Origin of the sequence: Azospirillum sp. TSO5 (assembly GCF_003116065.1) — a bacterium.
Lineage (GTDB): Bacteria > Pseudomonadota > Alphaproteobacteria > Azospirillales > Azospirillaceae > Azospirillum.
On the sequence record NZ_LGQY01000019.1, the window covers coordinates 79,317 to 99,979 of the forward strand.

Below are 20,663 nucleotides of genomic sequence, written 5' to 3' on the forward strand. Positions count from 1 at the left end.
CATCCTCTTCGATGGACGAGCTTCTCAGCCAACGCCTGTATGGAAGTCAGCCACATGCGGCGGCGATGCTCCGGGCGGAATCCGAAACGCGCTCCCCCTATCTCGGCGCTCTGATCCAGCGGCATTTCCCCGCCGATCGCGCCGCGGTCATTCTCGACATCGGCTGCGGCACCGGGCACCTGTTGGAGGAGGCGAAGCGTCGGGGATACCGGAACATCGCCGGCGTCGATTCCGCGCAGGCCCGCGTGGATGCCGCGCGGACCCGCGGCCTCGAGAAGGTGGTCTGCCAGGATCTGCTCGAACATCTCGACGGGCTGCCGCCGCAATCGCACGACCTGATCATCGCCTTCGACGTGCTGGAGCATTTCGGCGGCGACGATCTGGTCCGGCTGGTCGATGCCGTCGGCAAGGCTCTGCGCCCCGGTGGCCGCTGGCTGATCCATGTGCCAAACGGCGCCTCGCCCTTCTTCGGCCAGATCTTTCATGGCGACCTGACCCACAAGACGCCGTTCACCGCGGAGTCGCTGCGATGGCTGCTGCTGGCGTCGGGATTCCGCGAGCTGTCCTGCTTCGAGGACACCCCGCTGGTGCATGGCGTGAAAAGTCTGGTCCGGCGAATTGGATGGGGGGTGCTGCGCACGGGACTGCGGCTGTGGACAGCGATCGAAACCGGCGACACGGGGCGCCAAGCGGTCCTGACACGCTGCCTTCTTGCTGTCGCGACACGCTGAGCGGCATCAGCGCCACATGACACATGACGGCAGGCCGGTGCGGAAAGAACGGCTCCTGATTTACCGCCTCGGCAGCATCGGCGACACGATGGTGGCGCTGCCGGCCTTGAAGCTGATCGCCCGGCGCTTTCCCGACGCCGAACGCGTGCTGCTGACCAACGAGGCTCCGGCCAATGGCGCGTCGATGGCGACATTGCTGGCCGGCTCCGGTCTGGTGGATCACTGCATCACCTACAAGCCGGGAGAGCGCCGCCCGGGCGTCCTGGCAAGGCTGGCCGGCTCCATCCGGGCCTTGCGCGCCGACAGGCTGATTTACCTGACGGAGCCGAAGGGAGGCTTGGCGACATGGCGCGACGTCGCCTTCTTCCGCGCCTGCGGCATCACCCGGATCATCGGCGCGCCGCTGTCGCGGGATATGCGAACGCATCGTCCGTCGCCCGACGGGGAGAGGCTGGAATCGGAAGGCGCACGCCTTGCCCGCTGCATCGCGGCACTGGGCGACGCCCGGCTCGACGATGCGGAAAGCTGGCGGCCGTTCCTCGGCGACGACGACAAGGCGCGGGCAGACCGGATCCTCGATGGGTGGAACGGTGCTGCGTCCTTCATCGCCCTCGCGGTCGGGGCGCGGGTTCCCGCCAAGGACTGGGGCGAGGACCGCTGGGCGGCGCTGATCGATGGGCTGGAGGAGCGCTGCCCCGGGATCGGTTTGATGCTGGTGGGCGGCCCGGCCGACCGTGACCGCGCAAAGCGTCTGATCGCGAACCGGCGCCTCCCCGTCCTCGACCGGTGCGGCGAGGATCTGCGCGTGACCATGGCCCTGCTGCGGCACGCCCGTCTGGCGGTGACGTCCGACGGTGGACCGATGCACATCGCCGCCGGGCTTGGCGTTCCGGTCGTTGCGGTGTTTTCCGGCGACCAGCCGCCGGGCGTCTGGTTCCCGGCAGGAAAGGGCCATGTCGTTTTCCACCCGGCCACCGTTTTCCATCCAGCCACCGGCGATCCGGCCTCCGTCCACGCCCGCGGGCGGCGATGCGGGACAGGCTCCATCCGCGCGGTGATGCCCGACATGGTGCTGGATGCCTGCCTCGATCATCTGCCCGCACCCCACGCATGTTGAGACCAAAGGAAGATCGAGCGATGCCCTCCAAAGCCCGGTTGGCCAAAGTCCGGTTGGCCAAAGCCCGGTTGGCCGTGCTGACCACGCATCCGGTCCAATATGCGGCGCCGCTGTTCCGCAGGCTGGCCTCCGAACCGGACATCGACCTGACGGTGTTCTTCGCCAGCGATTTCTCGGTCCGGAACTTCACGGATCCGGGCTTCGGACGCCAGATCCATTGGGACGTGCCTTTGCTGGACGGCTATCGCAGCGAGTTCCTGCCGGATTGGTTCCACAAGAGCACCAGCGGCGGAGTGACGTGGTGGCGCCCCTGGGCCCGCGGCTTGAACCGGCGGTTGCGTGCGGGACGGTTCGACTGGCTGGTGATCCATGGATACAGCCGCCCGTCCCATTGGATGGCGGTGGCCGCCGCCCGGATGGCGGGCGCGCGCGTGCTGATCCGGGACGAGGCGACCCTGATCAGCCAGCAGCGCGGGCCGGTCAAGCAGGCGCTGAAGCGCCTGTTTTTCGCGATGCTCGACCGCTCCATCCACGGTTTCCTGACGATCGGAAGCCTGAACACCGCCTATTACCGCAGCTTCGGCATCCCTCCGGACCGTTTGTTTCTGACGCCCTATGCCGTGGACAATGATTTTTTCCGTGCGCCCGCGGGGCCGGGGCGCGCCCTGCGTGAGCGCCTGGGCATCCCCGCCGATGCCCCGGCAATCCTTTATGCCGCGAAGTTGGAGCCACGAAAGCATCCCGACCATCTGCTGGAGGCCTTCAAGCGGCTGGACCGGAGCAAACTGCCGGTTCCACCGCATCTTCTGATCGCCGGCGACGGCGAGTTGATGCAGAGGCTGCGGGAGGCCGCCGCCGGCCGGGAGGACGTTCATTTCCTGGGCTTCCAGGGGCAGCATGATCTGCTTGCCTGCTATGCCGCGTGCGACTGTTTCGTGCTGCCGTCCTCCTCGGAGCCCTGGGGGCTGGTGGTGAACGAGGCGATGAACGCCGGCAAGGCGGTGATCGTCAGCGATCAGGTGGGCTGCGGCCCCGATCTGGTCCACCCGGGCGAGAACGGGCTGGTCTTTCCCGTCGGGGACATTCCGGCGCTGACGGCCGCTCTCGACATGGTTTGCCGGGATCCGGACCAGACCCGCGCCATGGGGCTGCGAAGCCTGGAGATCATCTCCGCCTGGGATCTGGAGGCCGACATCCGCGGCTTCCGCCATGCCCTTGGGCTGCCCCCCTCCCCATGCGCGTAGCGCCCCCGGAAATGAGCGCAGCGTCCCGGACATGAGCGCAGCGCCCCCGAAACCCCGCCATCCGGTTGCACGCGGTCCGCGGGAAAGACATTATGCCGCCGCTCCATTGACGCTTCCCGCGCCCGGTTCCGTCACGGCGCGCTCCCTCCCGACCGTTCCTTCTGGTGATCCTTACATGTGCGGCATTGCCGGCATCCTCGCTCTCGCCTCCGGTGCTCCCCCCGTGGACGAGGCGGATCTGCAGCGCATGTGCGATGTCATGGCCGCGCGCGGACCGGACGGCCAGGGCCTGTGGCTCTCGTCCGACCGGACGCTCGGCCTCGGGCACCGGCGTCTCGCCGTCATCGATCCGGGGCCGGCCAGCGACCAGCCGATGGCAACCCCGGACGGGCGGTTGCGCATCGTCTTCAACGGAGAGATATACAATCACCGTGAGCTGAGGGCCGGGCTGGAAAGCGAAGGCGTGGAGTTCCGGACCCGGTCGGACACCGAAGTGCTTCTGCACCTCTACGACCGTCATGGGCCGGCGATGGTCGAGCGGCTTTCCGGGATGTTCGCCTTCGCCCTCTGGGATGAACGGCGGCGGGGTGTGCTGCTGGCCCGCGACCCGTTCGGCATCAAGCCCCTCTACATCGCCCAGGACGGGAACTGCCTGCGCTTCGCCTCGCAGGTCAAGGCGCTTGCCGGCCGGCAAAGAGAAAGCCGGCAGAGCGGCGGGCTGACCGGCGGACTGGATGCCGCGGCACTGGCCGGCTTTCTGACCTTCGGCTTCGTGCCCGAGCCGCTGACACTGCACCGGGGGATCCGGTCCCTGCCGGCGGGATCCTCGCTGTGGGTCGACGGGACCGGCAGCCGGCCTCCCCTGCGCTATTTCTGCCCACGGGAGATCCTGCTGGCGGCGCGGGAGACCCCGCTTCCCGTATCGGAGCGGCGGGACAGGCTGCGCGATGCCCTTCTGGCCAGCGTCCGCCGCCATCTCGTCTCCGACGTGCCGGTCGGGCTGTTCCTGTCGGCCGGCGCCGATTCCGGCGCTCTGCTCGCCCTGGCGGCGGAAGCCGGCGGCATGGGGGCACCGGCACCGCGCTGCCTGACCCTGGCCTTCGACGCCTTTCTCGGCACGGGGGCGGACGAATCCGGGCCGGCCGGACAGGTGGCAGCCCTTTATGGCGGTCCCCATGCCGTCCATACCGTCCACACCGGGGATTTCCAGGCCGCCCGCTCAAGCCTGCTCGCAGCGATGGACCAGCCCTCCACCGACGGAGTGAACAGCTGGCTCATCAGCCGGATGGCGCGGGCGGAGGGGATCAAGGTGGCGCTTTCCGGCGTCGGCGGCGACGAGCTGCTGGGCGGCTACCCGAGTTTCCGCCAGATCCCGCGCCTGACGGCGGCATTGGCCCCGCTGCGCCGGCTTCCGGCGCTGGGACGGGTGTTGCGGCACTGCGCCGCGCCCCTGCTGCGCCCGCCGCTGCTGCGCCATGTCGCCTCGCCGAAATATGCCGGCCTGCTCGAATACGGCACCACGGTGGAGGATGCCTATCTGTTGCGGCGGGCCGTGTACATGCCCTGGGAGTTGCCGGCCCTGATCGATCCCGACGTCGCGCGCGACGGGTGGCGGGAACTGGCGGCCCCCGAGCGGCTGGCGGCGCTGACCACCGGCATCGCCGACCCCTATCAGCGCGTCCTGCTGCTGGAGACCGGCTGGTACATGCGCAACCAGCTGCTGCGCGACAGCGACTGGGCCGGCATGGCGCATGGGGTGGAGATTCGCACGCCGCTGGTCGATGCCGACCTGTTCCGCGCGCTCGCCCCCTTGCTGGCCGCCGGCCAACCGCCGGGAAAAGGCGATCTGCTCGCCGCCGCCCGTCCGCCGCTGCCGGACGCCGTCGCCAGACGCCCCAAGACGGGATTCAACGTGCCGATGGCGCAGTGGCTGGAGCGTTCCAGCCACAGGGAAACGGCCCCGCCGCCCCGCCGCCCTTCCAGGCATGGCCCGCGGGAATGGGCGTTGGCAATTCTGCGCGACTTGCCGGAAACCAGAGCGGTGGCCGGGGCAGTGGCCGGGGCGGTGGCGGCGTGATGCCCCTGGCCCGCGTGACGAGCGGACTGAAGCAGCGCCTGGCCTATGGCATCGGCATGCAGACGGTGTCCTTCCTGGTCATGGTCCTGCTCCAGCTTCTTCTGGTGCCGGTCTTTCTCGGCGCCTGGGGCAAGGCGGTCTACGAGGACTGGCTGGTGCTGATGGCGGCGACCGGCGTTCTCAGCGTGCTGGACCTGGGATGTCAGGGCCATCTGACGAACACGCTGCGCGAAGCCTGGGCGTCCGGCGACGAGCGCCGGTTCTCACGGGTCCTCCGATCGGGACTGTTCACCTACATCGTGCTGACGCTGGCATGGCTGGCCGCCCTGCTGGCCGGCGTGACGATGCTCGACCCCTCCCGTCTGCTGGGCCTGCGTGTGCCGGAGGGCGCCAACCCGACCTTCCTGCTGCTGGCCCTGCAGACCCTGATCCTGATCCCGCGGGGCTTGGTGGCGTCGGTCTATTCGGCGCGCGGCGCCCTGGGTCACGAGGTTGGCGCCGGCCTTCTGCTGAGCGCCGGCCAGGGGCTGGCGCAGGCGATGACCGCCCTGACCGGCGGGGCGCCTCTGCATGCCGCTCTGGCTTCGGCCCTGGCCTCCGTCCTGCTGGGCTGGGGCACCCTGCTGTTCGGCATCAGGCGGCATTTCCCGGATGTGAGGCTGCGCCCCCAGATGCCGGACTGCGCGGACCTGCGGCTGCTTGCCGGTCGCGCGCCCTATTACCTGCTGTCGCAAGGCGCCATGAACGCCATCATGCAGGGGCCGCTTCTGGTGCTCGGGCGGCTGGCTCCCGAAGGGGCGGTCGTCGCCTTCAGCGCGATGCGGGTCTTCACCGGACTGGTACGCCAAGGCGCCGCACAGCTGGCAACGGCGACCGGACTGGAGATGGCGCGCCAGCACACCCAGCAGGACACGGCGGCGTTGCGCCGCCTGTATGCCGGCACCGCCCGGCTCGTTGCCGGGCTGAGCGGACTGGGCAGCGGATTGCTGCTGGCGCTGGGCCCCCCCTTCTTCCGGCTGTGGACGCATGGCGCCGTTCCTTTCGACCCCATCCTGGCTCTGATGTTCCTGGGCGGGGGAATGGTGATGGCGCCGTTCCTGGGCAGCCTCTACCTGCTGCGCTTCATCGACCGGCCGCGTCTGGTCGCGGCCGGGCTGTGCGGGCAAGCGGCGGCGTCACTCCTGCTCTGCGTCGTCCTGGCCCCGTTGGGCGCTCCGGGCGGCGCCATTGCCGTCGTCGCCGCCGAAGTGCTGGTGCTGGGCTGGCAGGGGCTGAGCACCGGCAGCCGGCTGACCGGCGAGCCGTTGCGGCGCCATCTCACCCGCAGCTGGGCGACGGCGTTTTGCGGGCTTCTTCTCGGCGGCGGGACCGCCCTGGCGGAAGCATGGCTCTTTCAGCCGGACAGCCTGCTGGAGATCATGGTCTTCGCCGGTCTTTGGGCGGCGGCCGTCACGATTCCGGCCCTCTTCCTGCTTCTGGACGCCGGGCAAAGGGATTGGCTGTCGGGGATGCTGCGCCGCCGGCCAAGGCCAGCTTGAAACGCCCAGTCAGGGAACGGCCCCATTTGGGAACGGACTGGTCAGGGAACGATCTGGGCGTGCGCCGCCGGGGCCCGCGAAGCCGGTCGGCCGCCGGCCGCCAGACGGAACAGCGACTTGGTGGCTTCGTACCACATATACATCAGCGCATATTCCAGGCCGGCGCGCCCATCGCGGCACCCGCCGCGCAGAAGATAGTGATAGAGGAAACGCAGCATCGGACGGAACGGCAGCCGGCCCGCCAGCCGCAACAGCCGCGCCCTGCGGCTTTCCTCCCGCCCCGGGCCCGGCAGCAGAAAAGCCTCCTGGGCGGCGCGCCCGATGTGCTTGGTCATCCAGCCGCTCAGGTCGCCATCGTAGAAATGATGGGCGTAGGGAATGTCGAGGGTCAGGCAACGGGTGCCGGCCGCCACCGTCTCGCCATGGCCGGACTGGTTGGGGACGAAATGAACCGCGCCGCGGCGAACCAGCCGGGGATGGTAGATCGGATAGCCCGGAGCATGGCGCAGCGTGACGCCACGAAAGACCAGCCAGGAGGTCAGCATCGCCACGTCGAAATCCTGGCGCTCCCGTCCCTCCGCCTCGAACCAGTCGAAGAAGGCCGGCTGATGGAATTCGTCGCAATCCACGAACAGCACCCAGCGGCTTTCGATGCCGCACCGGGTCAGCGCCACATTGCGCTGCTCGGCGAAGCCCGGCCAGGGATTGTGGGCGACGACGCATCCCCTTCGCTGGGCGATCGCCAAGGTATCGTCGGTGCTGCCCGAATCCAGGACCAGAACAGGATAACGATCCGGAATGGCGTCCAGGCAGCGCTCCAGCCGGACGGCTTCGTTGAGCGTAACCACGACCACCGTCAGAGAAGCGTCCGAAAAGGAGGGGCGCGGCATGAAATCCGAACGGCATTGAGCGACTGCCGGCGCAGGATAGGTCAGCTGCCGCGGACTTTCAACCGGGACGATGCCTCGCCAACCGCCACATGACCCAGGCCATGCGCAGGATGCGCAAGGGGTAATGAAGCGACCCCAGCGCCGGCGGCAGGGGAAAGGCCGCGCGATCGGTGTCGGTGGGACGCAGACGGCTGAGCAGCTGCGCCCAGACGGCGCCCGGCCGTTGGCAAAGCGCCAGCTCTGCGCTGAGAATCCGCAGGCGTCCGACCTGCCGCACCGTCTCTGCGTCCTTGGCCGGCGGATTAGCGAGGATCCTGCGGACGACGGTCTCGGATCGCCGGACCGCGGCCAGATCCCGCCCGACGGGACCCGGCAGTCCGGACGGGGGACATCCCAGGAGATCGGCAGACAGGCGGGCGGCCAGGAACAGATGGCGGCGGGTTCCAGTCCGGGCGGCGATGGCGGCTGCCGCATCCCAGTCGAACCGCGGAGAGCGGGCGGCAGCCGCGATGTCGGCCAGCCAGTGCAGGCGGAACCAATGATGATGGGCGCCATGATAGGCCGCATAGGCCAAAGCGGCGTTGGGCTCCAGCGTGCGGACCGGCTGGCCGGCGATCTCAACCACCGCGGCGGTTTCGAAGGGACGCAAGGTCCGGGTCGGCAGCAGCCGGTCGTCGTCGGCAAGCCGGACATGCAGCTCCACCGCCATATCGTCATGGTCCGCATGGCGCAGCTCGACGGCATTGAGGCAGGGGAACACCGCGTCCGCGCTGGTGCCGTACCCACAGCCTGCGAGAATTGCCCGTGCCCGCGCCTCGTCCTGCGGGCGGACCAGCAGATCGATGTCGCGGCTGGAGCGCCGCAATGGCGTGCTGTAGAGTTGCACCGACAGCGCAGCTCCCTTCAGCACCAGCATCTCGACCCCTTCCTCGGCAAAGCGGCGGGCAAGGCGGGCGGTTTCATCGACGAGGCGCATCGTCCGCAGGACGGCACGCCGGCGCACCGCCTTCAGGCCCCGGTGCTGGGACAGGGACATCGCGTCCGGCAGAGAGGCGGAACAGGAGTTCAGCCAGGCGTCGATCTGCAATTCCAGGCGGTGATGCCGGATCAGGCCGGGCAGCGCATCCCAATCCGCCGGCACGAGATCGGATGGACGGCAGAACCTGGAGGCCATCTCTCCAGGAAGAGATGCGGCGGGGTCGCCGATCCCTTCGGCAACGCGGCCCAAAAGAAAACACACCCCGGCCGGAAGCTTAACCTGCTCAGTGCGGACCATGCATCGCCCATTCTAGCATTTTGGCAAAATTCCGTATATCATTCACCTTATTTCTACCATTCCGGGCAGTCCCGCAAATCGTATGATGACAGAGCTTTCCCAAAGCGGCATCTTACCATCCGAAGGAAACGCTACATACAGCCAAAAGCTGAGGAAAAGCGATTTCTTTCTCCATTCCGTTGTCATGGCGGCGGACATTGCCGGACTTCTGCTTGCCTTCATCGGGGCAGCTCTTTCCGCGATGACAATCAATGTCTGGCTCTTTGAACTGCCCTATCTTGAGGTGATTGTCGATAATCTGGGAAGCCGACTGCCGCAATATTTGCTGCTGGGAGCGGTTTTCCTGTTCCGCCTGCACAGTGCCGGTCATTACCGGCGCCGTCTTCCGGCCTGGACCAGCCTGCGCGACATCGTGATGGGCTGTCTGCTGATGCTGTTGGCCGACGGGTTTCTGATGTTCGCCTTGAAGCGCGACTTCTCCCGCCTGTGGCTGGTCGCATCCTGGCTTCTGGCGATCGCCATGGTTCCTTTGGCGCGGCAGGCAGGCCGTGCGCTGCTCAATTCCTGGGGATTGTGGCGCCTGCCGGTGGTCGTGGTCGGAAGCGGCACCGGCGTGCAGGATGCCTGCGAGGCCCTGACCTCCGAAAGCGGCATGGGGTACGACGTTGTCAGCGTCCTCCCCCTGGAAAAGATCGGAATACGGGGCGAGCAGCCCGGTTCCGCCCAATCCTGGGCCGCCCTGTGCGAAGAGCAGGGCGCCCGAATGGTCGTGCTGGCGCTGTCGGACAACGATATTCTGGAACGAGGGGCGCTGCTGGCGGAGCTTGTGCGCGAGCGTCTGCCCTTCGCGGTGGTTCCGCCGCTGCGCGGCCTGCCAATACTCGGTTTCGAGCAAATCTATTTCATCGGCCGGGACATCATGATGCTGCAGGCGCGCAACAATCTGGCCCAACCGTTGAGCCGGATCGTGAAGCTGACGTTCGATGTGACGGTGGCCAGCCTGCTCGGCCTGCTGCTTCTGCCGGTGTTCGCGCTCTTTGCAATTGCGGTCAAGTCGGACGGCGGCCCTGTGTTCTACCGGCACAGGCGGATCGGCCGCAACGGCCGGCCCTTCGACTGCCTGAAGTTCCGCACCATGACCCCGGACGCGGAGCGCATGTTGGAAGCGCATCTGATGGCCCATCCGGACGCGGCGGCGGAATGGGCGCGCAGTTTCAAATTGAAGGACGATCCGCGCGTTACCCGGATCGGCCGTTTCCTGCGCGCGACCAGCCTGGACGAGCTGCCCCAGCTGCTCAATGTCCTGCGCGGCGAAATGAGCCTCGTCGGCCCCCGCCCGGTGACGGCGCAGGAACTTGATTTCTATGGTCGCGACGTCGTGCTCTACCTGGAAACCCGTCCGGGCATGACGGGGCTGTGGCAGGTGCGGGGGCGCAGCAACACCACCTATGCCGATCGCGTCCTGTATGACGTGTGGTATGTGAAGAACTGGTCGCTCTGGCACGACCTTGCGATCCTGGCGAAGACGATTCCCGTCGTCATGCGCCGGATCGGCGCCGTCTGAGCCTGCGGATAAGAAAAGAAACGACCGGGAACCCGTAGCCGGCGTGAAAGCCGGCGGCGGCTCATCCGGCCGCCCCGTCCATCATGTCGAGCGCCGTCAGGCGGTCGCCGACGGCGGCCCGCACCGCCGGCCAGTCGCCAGCCGCCAGCAGGCGGCCGCCCTCCAGCACCAGGACATGGTCGGCCCCGCGCACCGTGCTCGGCCGGTGGGCGACGACCAGCAGGGTCAGCCGGCCCTGCAGCCGGCGCAGCGACCCGGCCACCAGGCTTTCCGTCTCCGCGTCGAGTGACGCCGTCGCCTCGTCCAGCACCAGCAGGTCGGGCCGGCGCAGCAGGGCGCGGGCCAACGCCAGCCGCTGCCGCTCGCCGCCCGACAGCCGCGATCCGCGGTCGCCGACCACCGTGTCCAATCCCCGCGGCAGGGCGCGCACCACCCCATCGACGGCGGCCCCCTCCAGCGCCCACCACAGCTCGGCCTCCTCCGCCTCCGGCTGCGCCAGCAGCAGGTTCTCGCGGACCGTCGCGTGGAACAGGAAGGGGTCCTGCGGCACATAGCCGACACGGCGCCGCCAAGCCGCGCGCGCCGGCCCGTCGAGCGGCCGTCCGTCGATCTCCAGCCGGCCCACGTCCGGCGGAACCAGCCCCATGACGATGTCGGCCAGCGTCGACTTCCCCGCTCCCGACGGCCCGACCACCGCGGTGGTGGCGAAGGCGGGGATCTCGGCGTCGAGACCGGCGAGCGCCGCCCGCGCCCCCTGCCCCTGTGCCCCCTGTTCCTGTGCTCCCTGCCCGCCGCGCTCCGCGTCGGCGTACCCATACCCGACCCCACGCAGCGCGATGGCGCGCGCCAGCACCGGCGGCGCCCCCGCGGGCGGCGGTTCGGCGGCGCGGCGCCAGTCGGCCAGCTCCTCCATCAGCCGGGCGTGGATCGGCAGCTGCAGCAGGATGATGCGCCAGCACTCCTGAACCCGCAGCGCGGCCCCCATGAGCCGTGCGAACAGGGCGAGCAGAACCAGCAGGTCGCTCAGCGCCAGCCCCATGCGGGCGAGCCCGACCCACAGCGCCAGAGCCGCCGCCGCCGCCGCCGCCGACCGCTGCACCATCCGCGCCGTCGCCGAGGCCCGCGCCTGGTCGAGCTGCCGCCCCCGCGCCCGGGTGGCGAGGCCGTGGACGCAGGCCGCACGCGCCTCCTCGACGCCGAATCCCTTGATCAGGCGAAGCCCGGCGATCTGGTCGGCCAGTTCGGCATTCAGCGCGCGCTGGGAGTCGGCCAGCAGCCCTCCCAGCGCGAAGGCACGCCGGTTGAGCGGGCGCAAGGCGAGCGTCAGCCCGAAGGCCAGCAGCAGCACCCCGGCCGTGAAGCCCGGCGACAGCAGCAGCGCCCCCAGCAGCAGCGCCGGCAGCTGCATCAGCGACGCCAGCATCTGGAGAAGCTGCTGGACGGCGAAGGAACATTGGCCGACCTCGGCGATCATCGCGTGGGTCAGGTCGGCCTGCCGCCGCGCGCCCAGCGCCGGCCAGCCCATCGCCAGGACCGCCCGGTGCAGCCGCAGCCGCAGCGCCTCCACATAGTCCGACTGCAGCGCCGTCGCGGCGACCGACCGCGCCCAGACGACCGCGCCGGCCGCCGCGACCAGCAGCACGTAGAGGAGCAGCGCCTCCCCCAGGTCGAGGTGCCGTCCGAGCGCCCGCAGCGCCGTCGCCACGCCCCCGGCTCCGTCCGACGCCGCCACCCCGGCCCCGGCCGAGCTGGTGACGCCCGAGCCGGTGATGCCCGAGCCGGTGACGCCCAGAAGGTCGAGCAGCGGCACCAGCAGCATGAGTCCGACGCCCTCGGCCATCGCCGCGACGACCGCCAGCACGGCCACGGCGGCGAAGCGCCGTCCGACCGTGTGCGCCACGTCGGCAACAAGAGCCGCGGCGTGGCCGCGGATTTCCGCGTCCCCGCTCATCGCCGCCTCCCCTCTTCCTTTTTCGCTCAGGCCGCCGCCGCGGGCGACACCAGCCAGTTCTCCTCGATCTCGGCGCTGATGAAAACATAGCGGCGGGTGTGCGGCGTCGGATGGCGGATGCCGACACCGTGGATCGCATCGATCCCCTGCGGAAAGATCACCATCTGGTTGGCGCGGTAGGGAATGACCGAAACCACCTCGACGGCGTCCTCCGGCAAGGCGTAGCAATGGATGTTGGAGATCGGGCCGTCTTTCCAGCGGAACAGCTCAAGATCGCCGCCCACCGCGTCGTCGTCGGGGTGACGCATGTAGTACAGGCAGGTGAACAGCCGGTTCGGCGTGTCGAGATGCGGGCCGCGCGACGACGACGGGCCGGCGGTGACTGGCGTGTTGATCTCGACACGGGCATCCTGGAGAATCCGCGCCCGGTCGAACTGGTCGCGCATCAGCATCCCCATGGAATGGCCGAGCAGATCGCCGCCCAGCGTCGCCTTCAGCGCCGCCGGCCAATGGTCGCGGAACAGCGCCACCACCTCGGCGAAAAAAGCCGGCGAGGAATGCAGGGTGACGAACTCCTTCCACACGTCCGGCAGATCCGGATGGTTTTGGATGGGCCACGCCGAGAGCTGGTAGCGGCGGTTGCTGCCCGGCTTCGCCTTCGGGTTGTCCCAGCCGATCATGGAGAAGGGCGGGAAGCTCGCGCTGAGCGCACGGTGCGTCTCGTCATCCAGCACGTCGCGCACGAACACATGGGGAAAGGGGGCGAGCCGGATATCATTGGGAGTGATCCCGGAAAGCACAGACTGCATGGCATCATCCTGGAGGGTGGGCGTTCTTACCTTCCCGTGGAAACCAATCCGGCACAAGCCCCAATAGGAGTGTCGTAAAGAACAAGATCAACCCGCAGACGTCCACCGCCGGCCGGCCAGGATATTGACCGGGATACGGCATTCGGAACGGCGATCACCACGTCAGCGGTTCTCGGGTCAGCGGTTCTCGGCCAGCGCGGCGAGCGCCGCCGTCACCTCCTCCACCGGCGCCGTCCAGTCGGCCCACCGGCGCTGCCGGAACAGGCGCATGCGCGGATACCAGGGCGTGTCGTCGCGGTCGCGCAGCCAGCGCCAGCACCCGTCATAGCGCGACAGCAGCAGCACGGGACGGTCGAGCCCGCCGGCCAGATGTGCCACCGAGGTATCGACCGCGATCACCAGATCCAGCAAGCTCGCCAGCGCGGCGGTGTCGGCCATGTCGCCGATGTCCTCGGTCCAGTCGTGCAGCGGGAACGGCGCCTCGGCCCCCTGGACGGCGGGCGGCCCCTTCTGCAGGCTGACGAAATCGACGCCCTTGACCGACGCCAGCGGCGCCAGTGCGGACAGGGTCATGCTGCGGCGCTGGTCGATGCCGGTGGCCAGCGGGTCCTGCGGCCTGGCCCCACCCGCCCAGACCAGCCCGACCTTGAGTCCGGGCAGGGCGTCGACACGCGGCTTCCAGGCCGCGACGTCGGCGGGATCGGGCCGGAAGCACGGCATCGCCGCCGGCATCGTGTCGATCCGGGTGCCGAACCGGTGCGGCAACGACAGAAGCGGCACGCCGAAATCCCAGTCGGCGGGATCGGTCGGCGTCTCCGCCGGGATGATGGACAGGCCGGGCGCGCTCAAGCGGAACAGCCGCACCAGCGGCGGCGGCGTCAACAGCCCGACCGTGGCGCCGCGGTCGGCGAGCAGTTGGGCGTATCGGAAGAAATGCAGGCTGTCGCCGAGCCCCTGTTCCGTTTCCACCAGGATGCGCAGCCCACGCGGATCGCCGCCCGGCCAGGACGGCAGCCCCGCCAGCCCCGGCCACGGATTCGTGGTGGGAAACTGGCTGGCGCGCCCCTCGTACAGCTGCCATCCCGTCTCCCAGTCGCCGGCTTTCAGACGGTCGCAGGCGTAGAGAAAACGCACCAGCGGGCCGCCATGGGGCAGGTTCAGCGCGCGCTTGTAGAGAGTGACGCTGGCATCGACGCGGCCCTCGATGGAATGCAGCGTGCCGAGATTGGCCATCGCGGGCATCAGGTCCGGCTCCATCGCCAGGGCCTTTTCGAAGATCGCCTGCGCCTCCTCGATGCGGCCCTGGCTGCGCAGGGCGGCCCCGAGGTTGCACCACGCGGCGGCGAGGTCCGGCGCATGCTCGCCGATCACCTGACGGCACAGCGCCTCGGCCTCCTGCGGACGGTTCAGTATGTCGAGGACGCCGGCCAGATTCGTCATGGACCCGAAATGGCCGGGATAGAGCCACAAGGCTTCGCGGAGAACCTGCTCCGCCTGCCAGGGGCTGCCCACCCGGCTGAGGGTCATGCCCAGCAGAGCCAGCGCGTCGGGCACCGTGAGGTTGAGCTGAACCGCTTCCTGGAGGAGCGGCAGCGCTTCCGCGTAGCGTGCGTCCTCGACCAGGGGCAGCGCCTTGGCCACCAGCAGTTCGGCGAGCTTCCGGCCGGACGTGTGGCCGGGGACGCATTCGTTCACGGAGCGCAGCAGCGTGATCGCCCGATCGTCGTCCCCGCTCTTCGCGCAAATCTCCGCAAGGTCCGCCTTGGCGTTGCTCAGCGACGGCGCCGCCGCGATGGCGCGCTCCAGCACCACGGCCGCTTCCTCCGGCCGATCGAGCTGCGACAGCGTCATGCCCCACAGGTGCAACGCCATGGCGTCGGCCGCGCCCGCCGCGTCGAGCGCCGCGAGCATATCGGCGGCGGCAACCATCTCTCCCGCCGCGAACAAGGTCCGGGCGGCCTGCAATGTCGGTAGCATCGGTGCGGCGACCTCTCTGGCGTGGCGGTGGAAAGCGAACTGTTTGCCCGGCCGGGCACGCTTATGCGATAGGAACAATCCAGAATACAGGGAGGGCCGTCCGGCTTGCAACCGGCCCCGCGCCACGCCACACTCCCCGCCGCTCCGATCCTGCCGATGATTTTACCTATGCCCGTTTCCGACCGCCTGCCGCCCGACACCGCCGACCGGACCTTCTGCGGCTGGCGGGTGCGCAGCGCCGTGCCGCTGCCGGACCTGCCGGTCTGGCGCGGCGACGGGCGGGCCCCCGACCTGTGTATCGAGCTGGGTCCGGTCCCCGACCGTCTTCCCGGCGCGACGGTCGAGCGTCCGCTGCTTCAGGTGGGTGGGGACGGTGCCTGCCGCTTCGCCATCCGGGGGGTGGCGGCGTGGTGGGTGGCGCCGGACGGCCGCCGGGTGATCATGGCGCCCGACGGCGATCCCGACCGGGCCGACGTGCGGACGTTCCTGCTGGGCAGCGTCATCGCCATCGTCTGCATGCGCCGGTCCCTGCTGCCGCTGCACGCCTGCTGCCTGGAGCGCGGCGGCGCGGCGGTCGCCGTCTGCGGGTCGACCGGGGCCGGCAAATCGACGCTGGCGGCGTTGCTGGTCGGGCGCGGCTTCCGCCTGCTGGCCGACGACCTGACGGTGGTGGACACGGCGGGGGGAGCCGCCGTCCTGCCGACCTTTCCGCGCATCAAGCTGTGGCGCGATGCCCTCGACCGGCTGGGACTCTCCAGCGAGGGGCTGGAGCGGGTCCGGAGCGATCTGGAGAAGTTCAACCGCCCGATGACGGCGGCCTTCTGCGCCGAACCGCGCCCGCTGAAAAGGCTGCTGTTCCTCGACCCGGACATGCCGGCGACGGGCGTTGCGTGGCGGCGGCTGACGGCGATGGAGGCGCTGGGGCGCATCGGCGTGGCGGTGTACCGGCAGCAGATGATGATCCGCCTCGGCCTGGGCACGGATCAGATGGCGCGGTATCTGGCGGTGCTGTCGGCCACCGGCGGGGCGTACGCGCTGCGCCGGCCGGAGTCGGAGGCCGAGCTGGACGCCCTGGTCGCCTTCCTGGACGGTCTCGCATGAGGACGGGCGGTTTCGTCTGGCTCGCCTCCTACCCGAAGTCGGGCAACACCTGGCTCCGGCTGGCGCTGCAGAGCCTGCTGGCCGATGGTGCGCCGGTGGATTTCGCGGGGCGCAGCCGGTTCGCGCCGCTGGCCGGCACTCTCGGCGAGATCGAAGTCGAACTGGACGTGGAGGCCAGCGACCTGACGGCGGCCGAGCTGGACGAACTGCTGCCCGGCGCCCTGCTGCTCGCCGCCGACGCCGTACCGGAGGTGCAGCTCCGCAAGCTGCACGATTGCTGGGGCCGCACCGCCTCCGGCCGCCTGCGCTTTCCGCCGGAGGCGACGCGGGCGGCGGTGCATGTGGTGCGCGACCCGCGCGACGTGGCGGTGTCCTGGGCGCACCACGCCGCCATCGACCTGGACGAGGCGATAAGCTTCCTCGCCGATCCGGCCGCCACACTGGGCCGGGCGCGGCGGGAGGCGATTCTGGTCGTGCCCCAGCCCCTGTCGAGCTGGAGCGGTCACGCCGAAAGCTGGCTCGCCGCCGATCCGGCGCCGCTGACCCTGCGGTACGAGGACATGCTGACCGATCCGCGCGCGACCCTGGAGCGGGTGGCGGCCCATTGCGGACTGGCGACGACGCCGTCGGCCCTGGACGGCGCGGTGGAGGCCACGCGATTCGACCGGCTGCGCGCGGCGGAGGCGGAGCATGGGTTCCGGATGGGGCAGGCGGAGGACCGCATCTTCTTCCGGCGCGGCGTCGCCGGCGGCTGGCGCGACACGCTGACGGCGGCGCAGGCCGCCCGGATCGCGCGCGACCACGGCGCCATGATGGACCGGCTGGGCTATGACCGGTAGCCCCGGCATCGGATCGGCCGAAACAACGGCATCGCAAGGGGAAGTGAATGTTCGAATATGAGGAAGCGAAGCGGCTCGAGGGCGAGGCGTTCCGCATCGCGGTCGGCGATGGGCCGGCGCTGGACGTCGTTCTAGTCATGGTGAAGGCGCTCGAACGGGGAAACCGCCCGGCGCAGTTCCGCGATCCGTACAAGCTGCACTTCAAGGGCACCAAGGGCGTCCGGGGACCGCAGGCGACCTACCGGCTGACCCACCCCGCCCTGGGGACCCGGGAGATGTTCCTGGTGCCGGTCGCCCATGACAGGGAAACCGACGAATATACCTACGAGGCGATCTTCAATTGACGGTGGGGGGGCGGCCCGTGGTCAGGCCGCCCGCACGCCCTCCGGCGACCAGTCCATGCGGAGGTAGACGCCCTTGTCCTCCGTCTGGACGAAGCCGAGCCGCTCATAGAGCCGGCGGGCCCCGATGTTGAACATCTCCACATGGATCGACACGTTGGTGCCGGCGGCCCGGCCCAGGTCGAACACCGCGCGCAGCAGCGCGCTTCCCAGCCCCAGGCCGCGATGGCTGGGCAGGAAGGCGATGTCCATGATGCGCAGGTCCGTCGGCCCCTGGTGCAGGTAGAGCCGGCCGATGGGCACCCCCGCCTCGGTGATGACGGCGAAGGCGGCGCCGGCGTAGTGGGTCTTGTAATGGCGGTCCTGAAGCTCGAACTGCTGGCTGAGGAAGGCCAGCCTCGCGGCCTCCGGCCAGCCGGTGGGTTCCAGCTCCGCCCAGCGGATTGACGCGTAGAGACGCCGGAGGAACTCGCGGTCCTCCGGCGTCTCGATCCGCAGGGCGATTCCCCGTGCCGCCAGGTCCGGCGGCACGGGGGGCAGCGGGGTCGTGGAACCGATGCCGTCGCCGGACATCAGTTCGCGACCGGATAGTTGCCGTTGAGGGCGATGCAGAAACCCAGAGCCAGACAGGGCGAGATGTTGCTGTGCGGCATCGCGATGCCGCTGCTGCCGCCACCCGCGTAGGCCAGGACGTTGGCGAAGGTCACCGACGCCGTCCCGGGCTCGGTCGTCCAGGCGTCGTAGGCCGTGTTTCCCGACCTCGGGACGCTCGGATAGACCGTCGGCGATGGGGTGTTCGTGTAGGTCGCCCCGGTGTTGTTGCTCTGCGCCCCGTGGGTGTGAACCGGCGTCTGCGCGGCCGTCAGCGTGACAGACGTGGTGCCGGAGGTATGGGCCAGCTGATACGTGCCCCAGTTGGGGAACGTCCCCGGATGCATCACCGCCCGGCCGACCAGGTCCGGCAGGGTGAAGTAGGTCCTGTTGTCCGTCGGCCCGTACATTCCGCCGATTATGGAATACAGCGCCTGATACTGGCTCAGGGCAACCTGCTGTCCGTTGCAGTAGGCCCAGTCCACGGGCGGGAAGCTGAAAGCGAACGCCCGGATTTCACCAATGAATTGATCCGACATGATGTCACCTCCACTTCGCGTGACTTAAGGGGAATCCGGGTAAAGGCCCTGCAGCGCAATGATGTAGTTGATGCAGATGGCCGGCATCCGGTTCTCGTGCATCTGCGATCCGCCGGCGCTGGTCACCGCCTGGGGGTTCAACGCCACCAGGGTCGGCGGGTTGGCGGCATAGCTGGTGAAGTTGGACGGCGACGTGGCGAAGGTGACGGTGTTGCCCGGCGCGATGGTGGTGGCGGCGGCGGTGGTGGCGGCGAAGGCGTGCGTGTGCGCCGGCATCTGCGCCTCCGTCACCGTCACCCCCAGGCTGCCGCCGGCCGCACCCACCGGGTAGGCGCTCGCCATGCCGGGCGGGTTGCCGGTCGACGACCCGACGGGCAGGCGCCCCTGCAGGTTGGGCAGCGCGAAATTCGTGGTGCCGTTACCGCCGTACGTCGTGCCGATCAGGGAATACAGCGCCGGATAGTCATTGATCGCCAGAAGCTGGCCGTTGCAGAACTTCCAGTTCATCGGTTCATTCAAACCCGCGAACATGCGGATTTCGCCGACATAGGGCTCCATGGGACGCTCTCCTCAAACAGGGGGCAACTCCCTCCGCGCCTGGCCGGGCGGGGAGTGCGGGAGACAGGATTGGGGACGGGCGATCAGTTCCGCTGCGGGAAATAGCCGTTGGTCACGCAGATGCAGAAGCGCAGCGGCAGATAGGGCTGACGGTTCTCGTGCCCCTGGCTGGACCCGGACGGGGTGATGAAGGACGGGTTCAGCGCCACGGTGGCGGTGCCCGGCGCGGCGTACAGGTTCGGCGCCGCAGGAGCGGTGGCCGCCGCCGCCGCCGGCTTGATTGAGGTCGAGGCCAGCGAATTGGCGACAGCCTGTAGGGTGGCGTTCGTCGGTTCCACATGGAAGGTGTGGTTGTGGCCCATGATCTGCGACAGGCCCAGGGTCACCGTTTCCGAACCGGTCGCGGTGCCGATGTTGATCCCGTTGGGCGCGCCGATCCGGTTCAGATCGGTGGCGCTGTGACCATAATGAACCGGGGTGCGGCCGCGCAGGTCCGGCAGGGCGAAGGTCGTCGTGCCGTTGCCGCCGAAGCGGGTGTAAAGCAAGGCGTACAGCGCCGCGTACTGCTGGATCTGCAGGATCTGCCCTTCGCAGGGCAGCCAGCCCGTGGGTACTTTGTTGGGATACGGAAACAGCCGGATTTCGCCAAGAGTGATTTCACTCATCCCCAATCCTCCCTGATTAGAGTGCCTATCGGGCACGGAGACGACTTTGCCGAGATTTTATTGCACCGTGCACCCGTTTAGAGCAAGCGAGTTCTTCGAGCTCTATGCATGTCCATGCCTTCGCGGCGGCAGGATATGATTTGGCATTTGCTATCAGTGGATCCTTGACGATTCAGAATTATCATGAGCGCCGATCGTCATCCGACTGATGGATCTTATCGTTTTCTATCAGTGTGTTAGGTATTATGGCGGCGGAAAAGAAGCCGGTCGTCCCATCGGCGAGTCGTCGAGATGACCATCATGAATGCTTCCGCCGTGATCGAACTGGATGGCATGACCGCGCGCACTTCATAAGCGAACAAGACGAATCGAAAGAAACCAACCGTTTGCGAACGAATTTCCGAAGTGACTCGCCGCTGCGTTTTGTTGCCGGCGCGGCAGCATTCCGAGACTCATATTGCAGTGTGGAGCGGGAGGATGCCTTCTCCACAAGCCAATCGCGGATGCCCTTGTTCAAAGGGCAAAAAGGCTCTCTAAGATTCCGCTTTCCAAACGATTGCTCTGAGTTTGCGCCTTGCACCGGGACGGATGCACGCGTTAGGTTTCCGCCGGGAGACTGTTTGCAATCGTCATGATGGGGAGAGGAACATGAGCGTCGGCGATGAGGAGCGTGGACGGCAGATGGAAAGCCGACTGATACACGGCCAAGACGTGCGGCCCGTCTGGCAGGCGCCACGGATACAGATCCTGTCGCTGGCCGAGACCCGGAACAGCGGGATCACCACAACCGACTCAAGTACAAATAAGATGTCCAGCTGACAGTTTCTCGTTCAGTCAAAAAGTAGGATCGCGTGC

Annotated in this window: 19 protein-coding genes; 10 read left to right on the forward strand and 9 right to left on the reverse strand. The window is 68.6% G+C overall.

Annotation, left to right across the window (positions count from 1 at the left end):
• Window positions 1-11: 11 nt before the first annotated feature.
• The 5 genes from TSO5_RS05460 (at window position 12) to TSO5_RS05480 (ending at window position 6,707) form a co-directional block, all read left to right on the forward strand.
• Entirely contained in the window at window positions 12-731 is a 720-nt protein-coding gene (locus TSO5_RS05460) for a class I SAM-dependent methyltransferase (protein WP_109150627.1), read from the forward strand.
• A 37-nt stretch (window positions 732-768) separates the two neighbouring features.
• Entirely contained in the window at window positions 769-1,848 is a 1,080-nt protein-coding gene (locus TSO5_RS05465) for a glycosyltransferase family 9 protein (RefSeq protein WP_158282368.1), read from the forward strand.
• Window positions 1,849-1,868: 20 nt separating this feature from the next.
• Window positions 1,869-3,092 carry a glycosyltransferase family 4 protein gene (locus TSO5_RS05470; RefSeq protein WP_109150629.1) on the forward strand — a complete coding sequence of 408 codons (1,224 nt, stop codon included), beginning with the start codon at window positions 1,869-1,871 and terminating at the stop codon, window positions 3,090-3,092.
• A gap of 175 nt (window positions 3,093-3,267) precedes the next feature.
• A complete protein-coding gene (gene asnB / locus TSO5_RS05475) occupies window positions 3,268-5,169 on the forward strand; it encodes an asparagine synthase (glutamine-hydrolyzing) (RefSeq protein WP_109150630.1) in 1,902 nt (633 codons plus the stop codon).
• Window positions 5,169-6,707 (forward strand): hypothetical protein, encoded by a 1,539-nt coding sequence (locus TSO5_RS05480; RefSeq protein ID WP_109150631.1) that lies wholly within the window; start codon window positions 5,169-5,171, stop codon window positions 6,705-6,707. The genes asnB and TSO5_RS05480 overlap by 1 nt, the downstream gene beginning before the upstream one ends.
• A 41-nt stretch (window positions 6,708-6,748) precedes the next feature.
• Here TSO5_RS05480 and TSO5_RS05485 read toward each other — a convergent pair whose 3' ends face one another.
• Together TSO5_RS05485 and TSO5_RS05490 are read right to left on the reverse strand one after the other, a co-directional pair.
• On the reverse strand, window positions 6,749-7,597 hold the full coding sequence (locus TSO5_RS05485; RefSeq protein ID WP_109150632.1) for a glycosyltransferase family 2 protein: 849 nt from the start codon (window positions 7,595-7,597) through the stop codon (window positions 6,749-6,751).
• 58 nt (window positions 7,598-7,655) lie between these two features.
• Window positions 7,656-8,771 carry a nucleotidyltransferase family protein gene (locus TSO5_RS05490; protein WP_158282369.1) on the reverse strand — a complete coding sequence of 372 codons (1,116 nt, stop codon included), beginning with the start codon at window positions 8,769-8,771 and terminating at the stop codon, window positions 7,656-7,658.
• A gap of 184 nt (window positions 8,772-8,955) precedes the next feature.
• On the opposite strand from TSO5_RS05490, the gene wbaP reads away from it, so the two are divergent.
• Window positions 8,956-10,437: an undecaprenyl-phosphate galactose phosphotransferase WbaP gene (wbaP, locus tag TSO5_RS05495; RefSeq protein ID WP_109150634.1), complete on the forward strand. Its 1,482-nt coding sequence runs from the start codon at window positions 8,956-8,958 to the stop codon at window positions 10,435-10,437.
• 61 nt (window positions 10,438-10,498) lie between these two features.
• Here the strand turns inward: wbaP and TSO5_RS05500 are convergent, their stop codons facing one another.
• From TSO5_RS05500 to TSO5_RS05510, 3 genes are all read right to left on the reverse strand, one after another.
• Complete coding sequence (locus TSO5_RS05500) at window positions 10,499-12,388, reverse strand: ABC transporter ATP-binding protein (protein WP_109150635.1); 1,890 nt, start codon at window positions 12,386-12,388, stop codon at window positions 10,499-10,501.
• Window positions 12,389-12,414: 26 nt separating this feature from the next.
• On the reverse strand, window positions 12,415-13,197 hold the full coding sequence (locus tag TSO5_RS05505; RefSeq protein WP_109150636.1) for a 2OG-Fe(II) oxygenase: 783 nt from the start codon (window positions 13,195-13,197) through the stop codon (window positions 12,415-12,417).
• Window positions 13,198-13,374: 177 nt separating this feature from the next.
• Entirely contained in the window at window positions 13,375-15,174 is a 1,800-nt protein-coding gene (locus TSO5_RS05510; protein ID WP_109150637.1) for a tetratricopeptide repeat-containing glycosyltransferase family protein, read from the reverse strand.
• A gap of 168 nt (window positions 15,175-15,342) precedes the next feature.
• On the opposite strand from TSO5_RS05510, the gene TSO5_RS05515 reads away from it, so the two are divergent.
• The 3 genes from TSO5_RS05515 to TSO5_RS05525 are packed head-to-tail and all read left to right on the forward strand — an operon-like array spanning window position 15,343 to window position 17,458.
• Window positions 15,343-16,275: a hypothetical protein gene (locus TSO5_RS05515; RefSeq protein WP_109150638.1), complete on the forward strand. Its 933-nt coding sequence runs from the start codon at window positions 15,343-15,345 to the stop codon at window positions 16,273-16,275.
• Complete coding sequence (locus TSO5_RS05520) at window positions 16,272-17,114, forward strand: sulfotransferase domain-containing protein (protein WP_109150639.1); 843 nt, start codon at window positions 16,272-16,274, stop codon at window positions 17,112-17,114. Before TSO5_RS05515 ends, TSO5_RS05520 begins: the two co-directional genes overlap by 4 nt.
• Before the next feature lie 47 nt (window positions 17,115-17,161).
• Window positions 17,162-17,458 carry a hypothetical protein gene (locus tag TSO5_RS05525; RefSeq protein ID WP_109150640.1) on the forward strand — a complete coding sequence of 99 codons (297 nt, stop codon included), beginning with the start codon at window positions 17,162-17,164 and terminating at the stop codon, window positions 17,456-17,458.
• Window positions 17,459-17,479: 21 nt separating this feature from the next.
• On the opposite strand, the gene TSO5_RS05530 is transcribed toward TSO5_RS05525, so the two are convergent.
• The 4 genes from TSO5_RS05530 to TSO5_RS05545 all read right to left on the reverse strand — a co-directional run bounded on the left by TSO5_RS05530 (window position 17,480) and on the right by TSO5_RS05545 (window position 19,808).
• Window positions 17,480-18,028, reverse strand: coding sequence for a GNAT family N-acetyltransferase (locus TSO5_RS05530; protein ID WP_109150641.1), 549 nt, complete (start codon window positions 18,026-18,028; stop codon window positions 17,480-17,482).
• Entirely contained in the window at window positions 18,028-18,585 is a 558-nt protein-coding gene (locus tag TSO5_RS05535; protein WP_109150642.1) for a tail fiber protein, read from the reverse strand. The genes TSO5_RS05530 and TSO5_RS05535 overlap by 1 nt, the downstream gene beginning before the upstream one ends.
• Window positions 18,586-18,609: 24 nt before the next feature.
• On the reverse strand, window positions 18,610-19,143 hold the full coding sequence (locus tag TSO5_RS05540) for a tail fiber protein (RefSeq protein ID WP_109150643.1): 534 nt from the start codon (window positions 19,141-19,143) through the stop codon (window positions 18,610-18,612).
• Window positions 19,144-19,226: 83 nt separating this feature from the next.
• The gene (locus tag TSO5_RS05545) at window positions 19,227-19,808 is read right to left on the reverse strand and encodes a tail fiber protein (protein ID WP_109150644.1); all 582 of its coding nucleotides are present in this window, start codon (window positions 19,806-19,808) and stop codon (window positions 19,227-19,229) included.
• 648 nt (window positions 19,809-20,456) lie between these two features.
• On the opposite strand from TSO5_RS05545, the gene TSO5_RS32620 reads away from it, so the two are divergent.
• Window positions 20,457-20,627 (forward strand): hypothetical protein, encoded by a 171-nt coding sequence (locus TSO5_RS32620; protein WP_158282370.1) that lies wholly within the window; start codon window positions 20,457-20,459, stop codon window positions 20,625-20,627.
• The last annotated feature ends 36 nt before the right edge of the window (window positions 20,628-20,663 follow it).

Excerpts from the sequence above, each read along its gene's own strand:
- TSO5_RS05460 (WP_109150627.1), top strand. The coding sequence starts at position 12 with ATGGACGAGCTTCTCAGCCAACGCCTGTATGGAAGTCAGCCACATGCG.
- TSO5_RS05470 (WP_109150629.1), top strand. The coding sequence starts at position 1,869 with ATGCCCTCCAAAGCCCGGTTGGCCAAAGTCCGGTTGGCCAAAGCCCGG.
- asnB (WP_109150630.1), top strand. The coding sequence starts at position 3,268 with ATGTGCGGCATTGCCGGCATCCTCGCTCTCGCCTCCGGTGCTCCCCCC.
- TSO5_RS05480 (WP_109150631.1), top strand. The coding sequence starts at position 5,169 with ATGCCCCTGGCCCGCGTGACGAGCGGACTGAAGCAGCGCCTGGCCTAT.
- TSO5_RS05485 (WP_109150632.1), bottom strand. The coding sequence starts at position 7,597 with ATGCCGCGCCCCTCCTTTTCGGACGCTTCTCTGACGGTGGTCGTGGTT.
- TSO5_RS05490 (WP_158282369.1), bottom strand. The coding sequence starts at position 8,771 with ATGGCCTCCAGGTTCTGCCGTCCATCCGATCTCGTGCCGGCGGATTGG.
- wbaP (WP_109150634.1), top strand. The coding sequence starts at position 8,956 with ATGATGACAGAGCTTTCCCAAAGCGGCATCTTACCATCCGAAGGAAAC.
- TSO5_RS05500 (WP_109150635.1), bottom strand. The coding sequence starts at position 12,388 with ATGAGCGGGGACGCGGAAATCCGCGGCCACGCCGCGGCTCTTGTTGCC.
- TSO5_RS05505 (WP_109150636.1), bottom strand. The coding sequence starts at position 13,197 with ATGCAGTCTGTGCTTTCCGGGATCACTCCCAATGATATCCGGCTCGCC.
- TSO5_RS05510 (WP_109150637.1), bottom strand. The coding sequence starts at position 15,174 with ATGCTACCGACATTGCAGGCCGCCCGGACCTTGTTCGCGGCGGGAGAG.
- TSO5_RS05515 (WP_109150638.1), top strand. The coding sequence starts at position 15,343 with ATGCCCGTTTCCGACCGCCTGCCGCCCGACACCGCCGACCGGACCTTC.
- TSO5_RS05520 (WP_109150639.1), top strand. The coding sequence starts at position 16,272 with ATGAGGACGGGCGGTTTCGTCTGGCTCGCCTCCTACCCGAAGTCGGGC.
- TSO5_RS05525 (WP_109150640.1), top strand. The coding sequence starts at position 17,162 with ATGTTCGAATATGAGGAAGCGAAGCGGCTCGAGGGCGAGGCGTTCCGC.
- TSO5_RS05530 (WP_109150641.1), bottom strand. The coding sequence starts at position 18,028 with ATGTCCGGCGACGGCATCGGTTCCACGACCCCGCTGCCCCCCGTGCCG.
- TSO5_RS05535 (WP_109150642.1), bottom strand. The coding sequence starts at position 18,585 with ATGTCGGATCAATTCATTGGTGAAATCCGGGCGTTCGCTTTCAGCTTC.
- TSO5_RS05540 (WP_109150643.1), bottom strand. The coding sequence starts at position 19,143 with ATGGAGCCCTATGTCGGCGAAATCCGCATGTTCGCGGGTTTGAATGAA.
- TSO5_RS05545 (WP_109150644.1), bottom strand. The coding sequence starts at position 19,808 with ATGAGTGAAATCACTCTTGGCGAAATCCGGCTGTTTCCGTATCCCAAC.
- TSO5_RS32620 (WP_158282370.1), top strand. The coding sequence starts at position 20,457 with ATGAGCGTCGGCGATGAGGAGCGTGGACGGCAGATGGAAAGCCGACTG.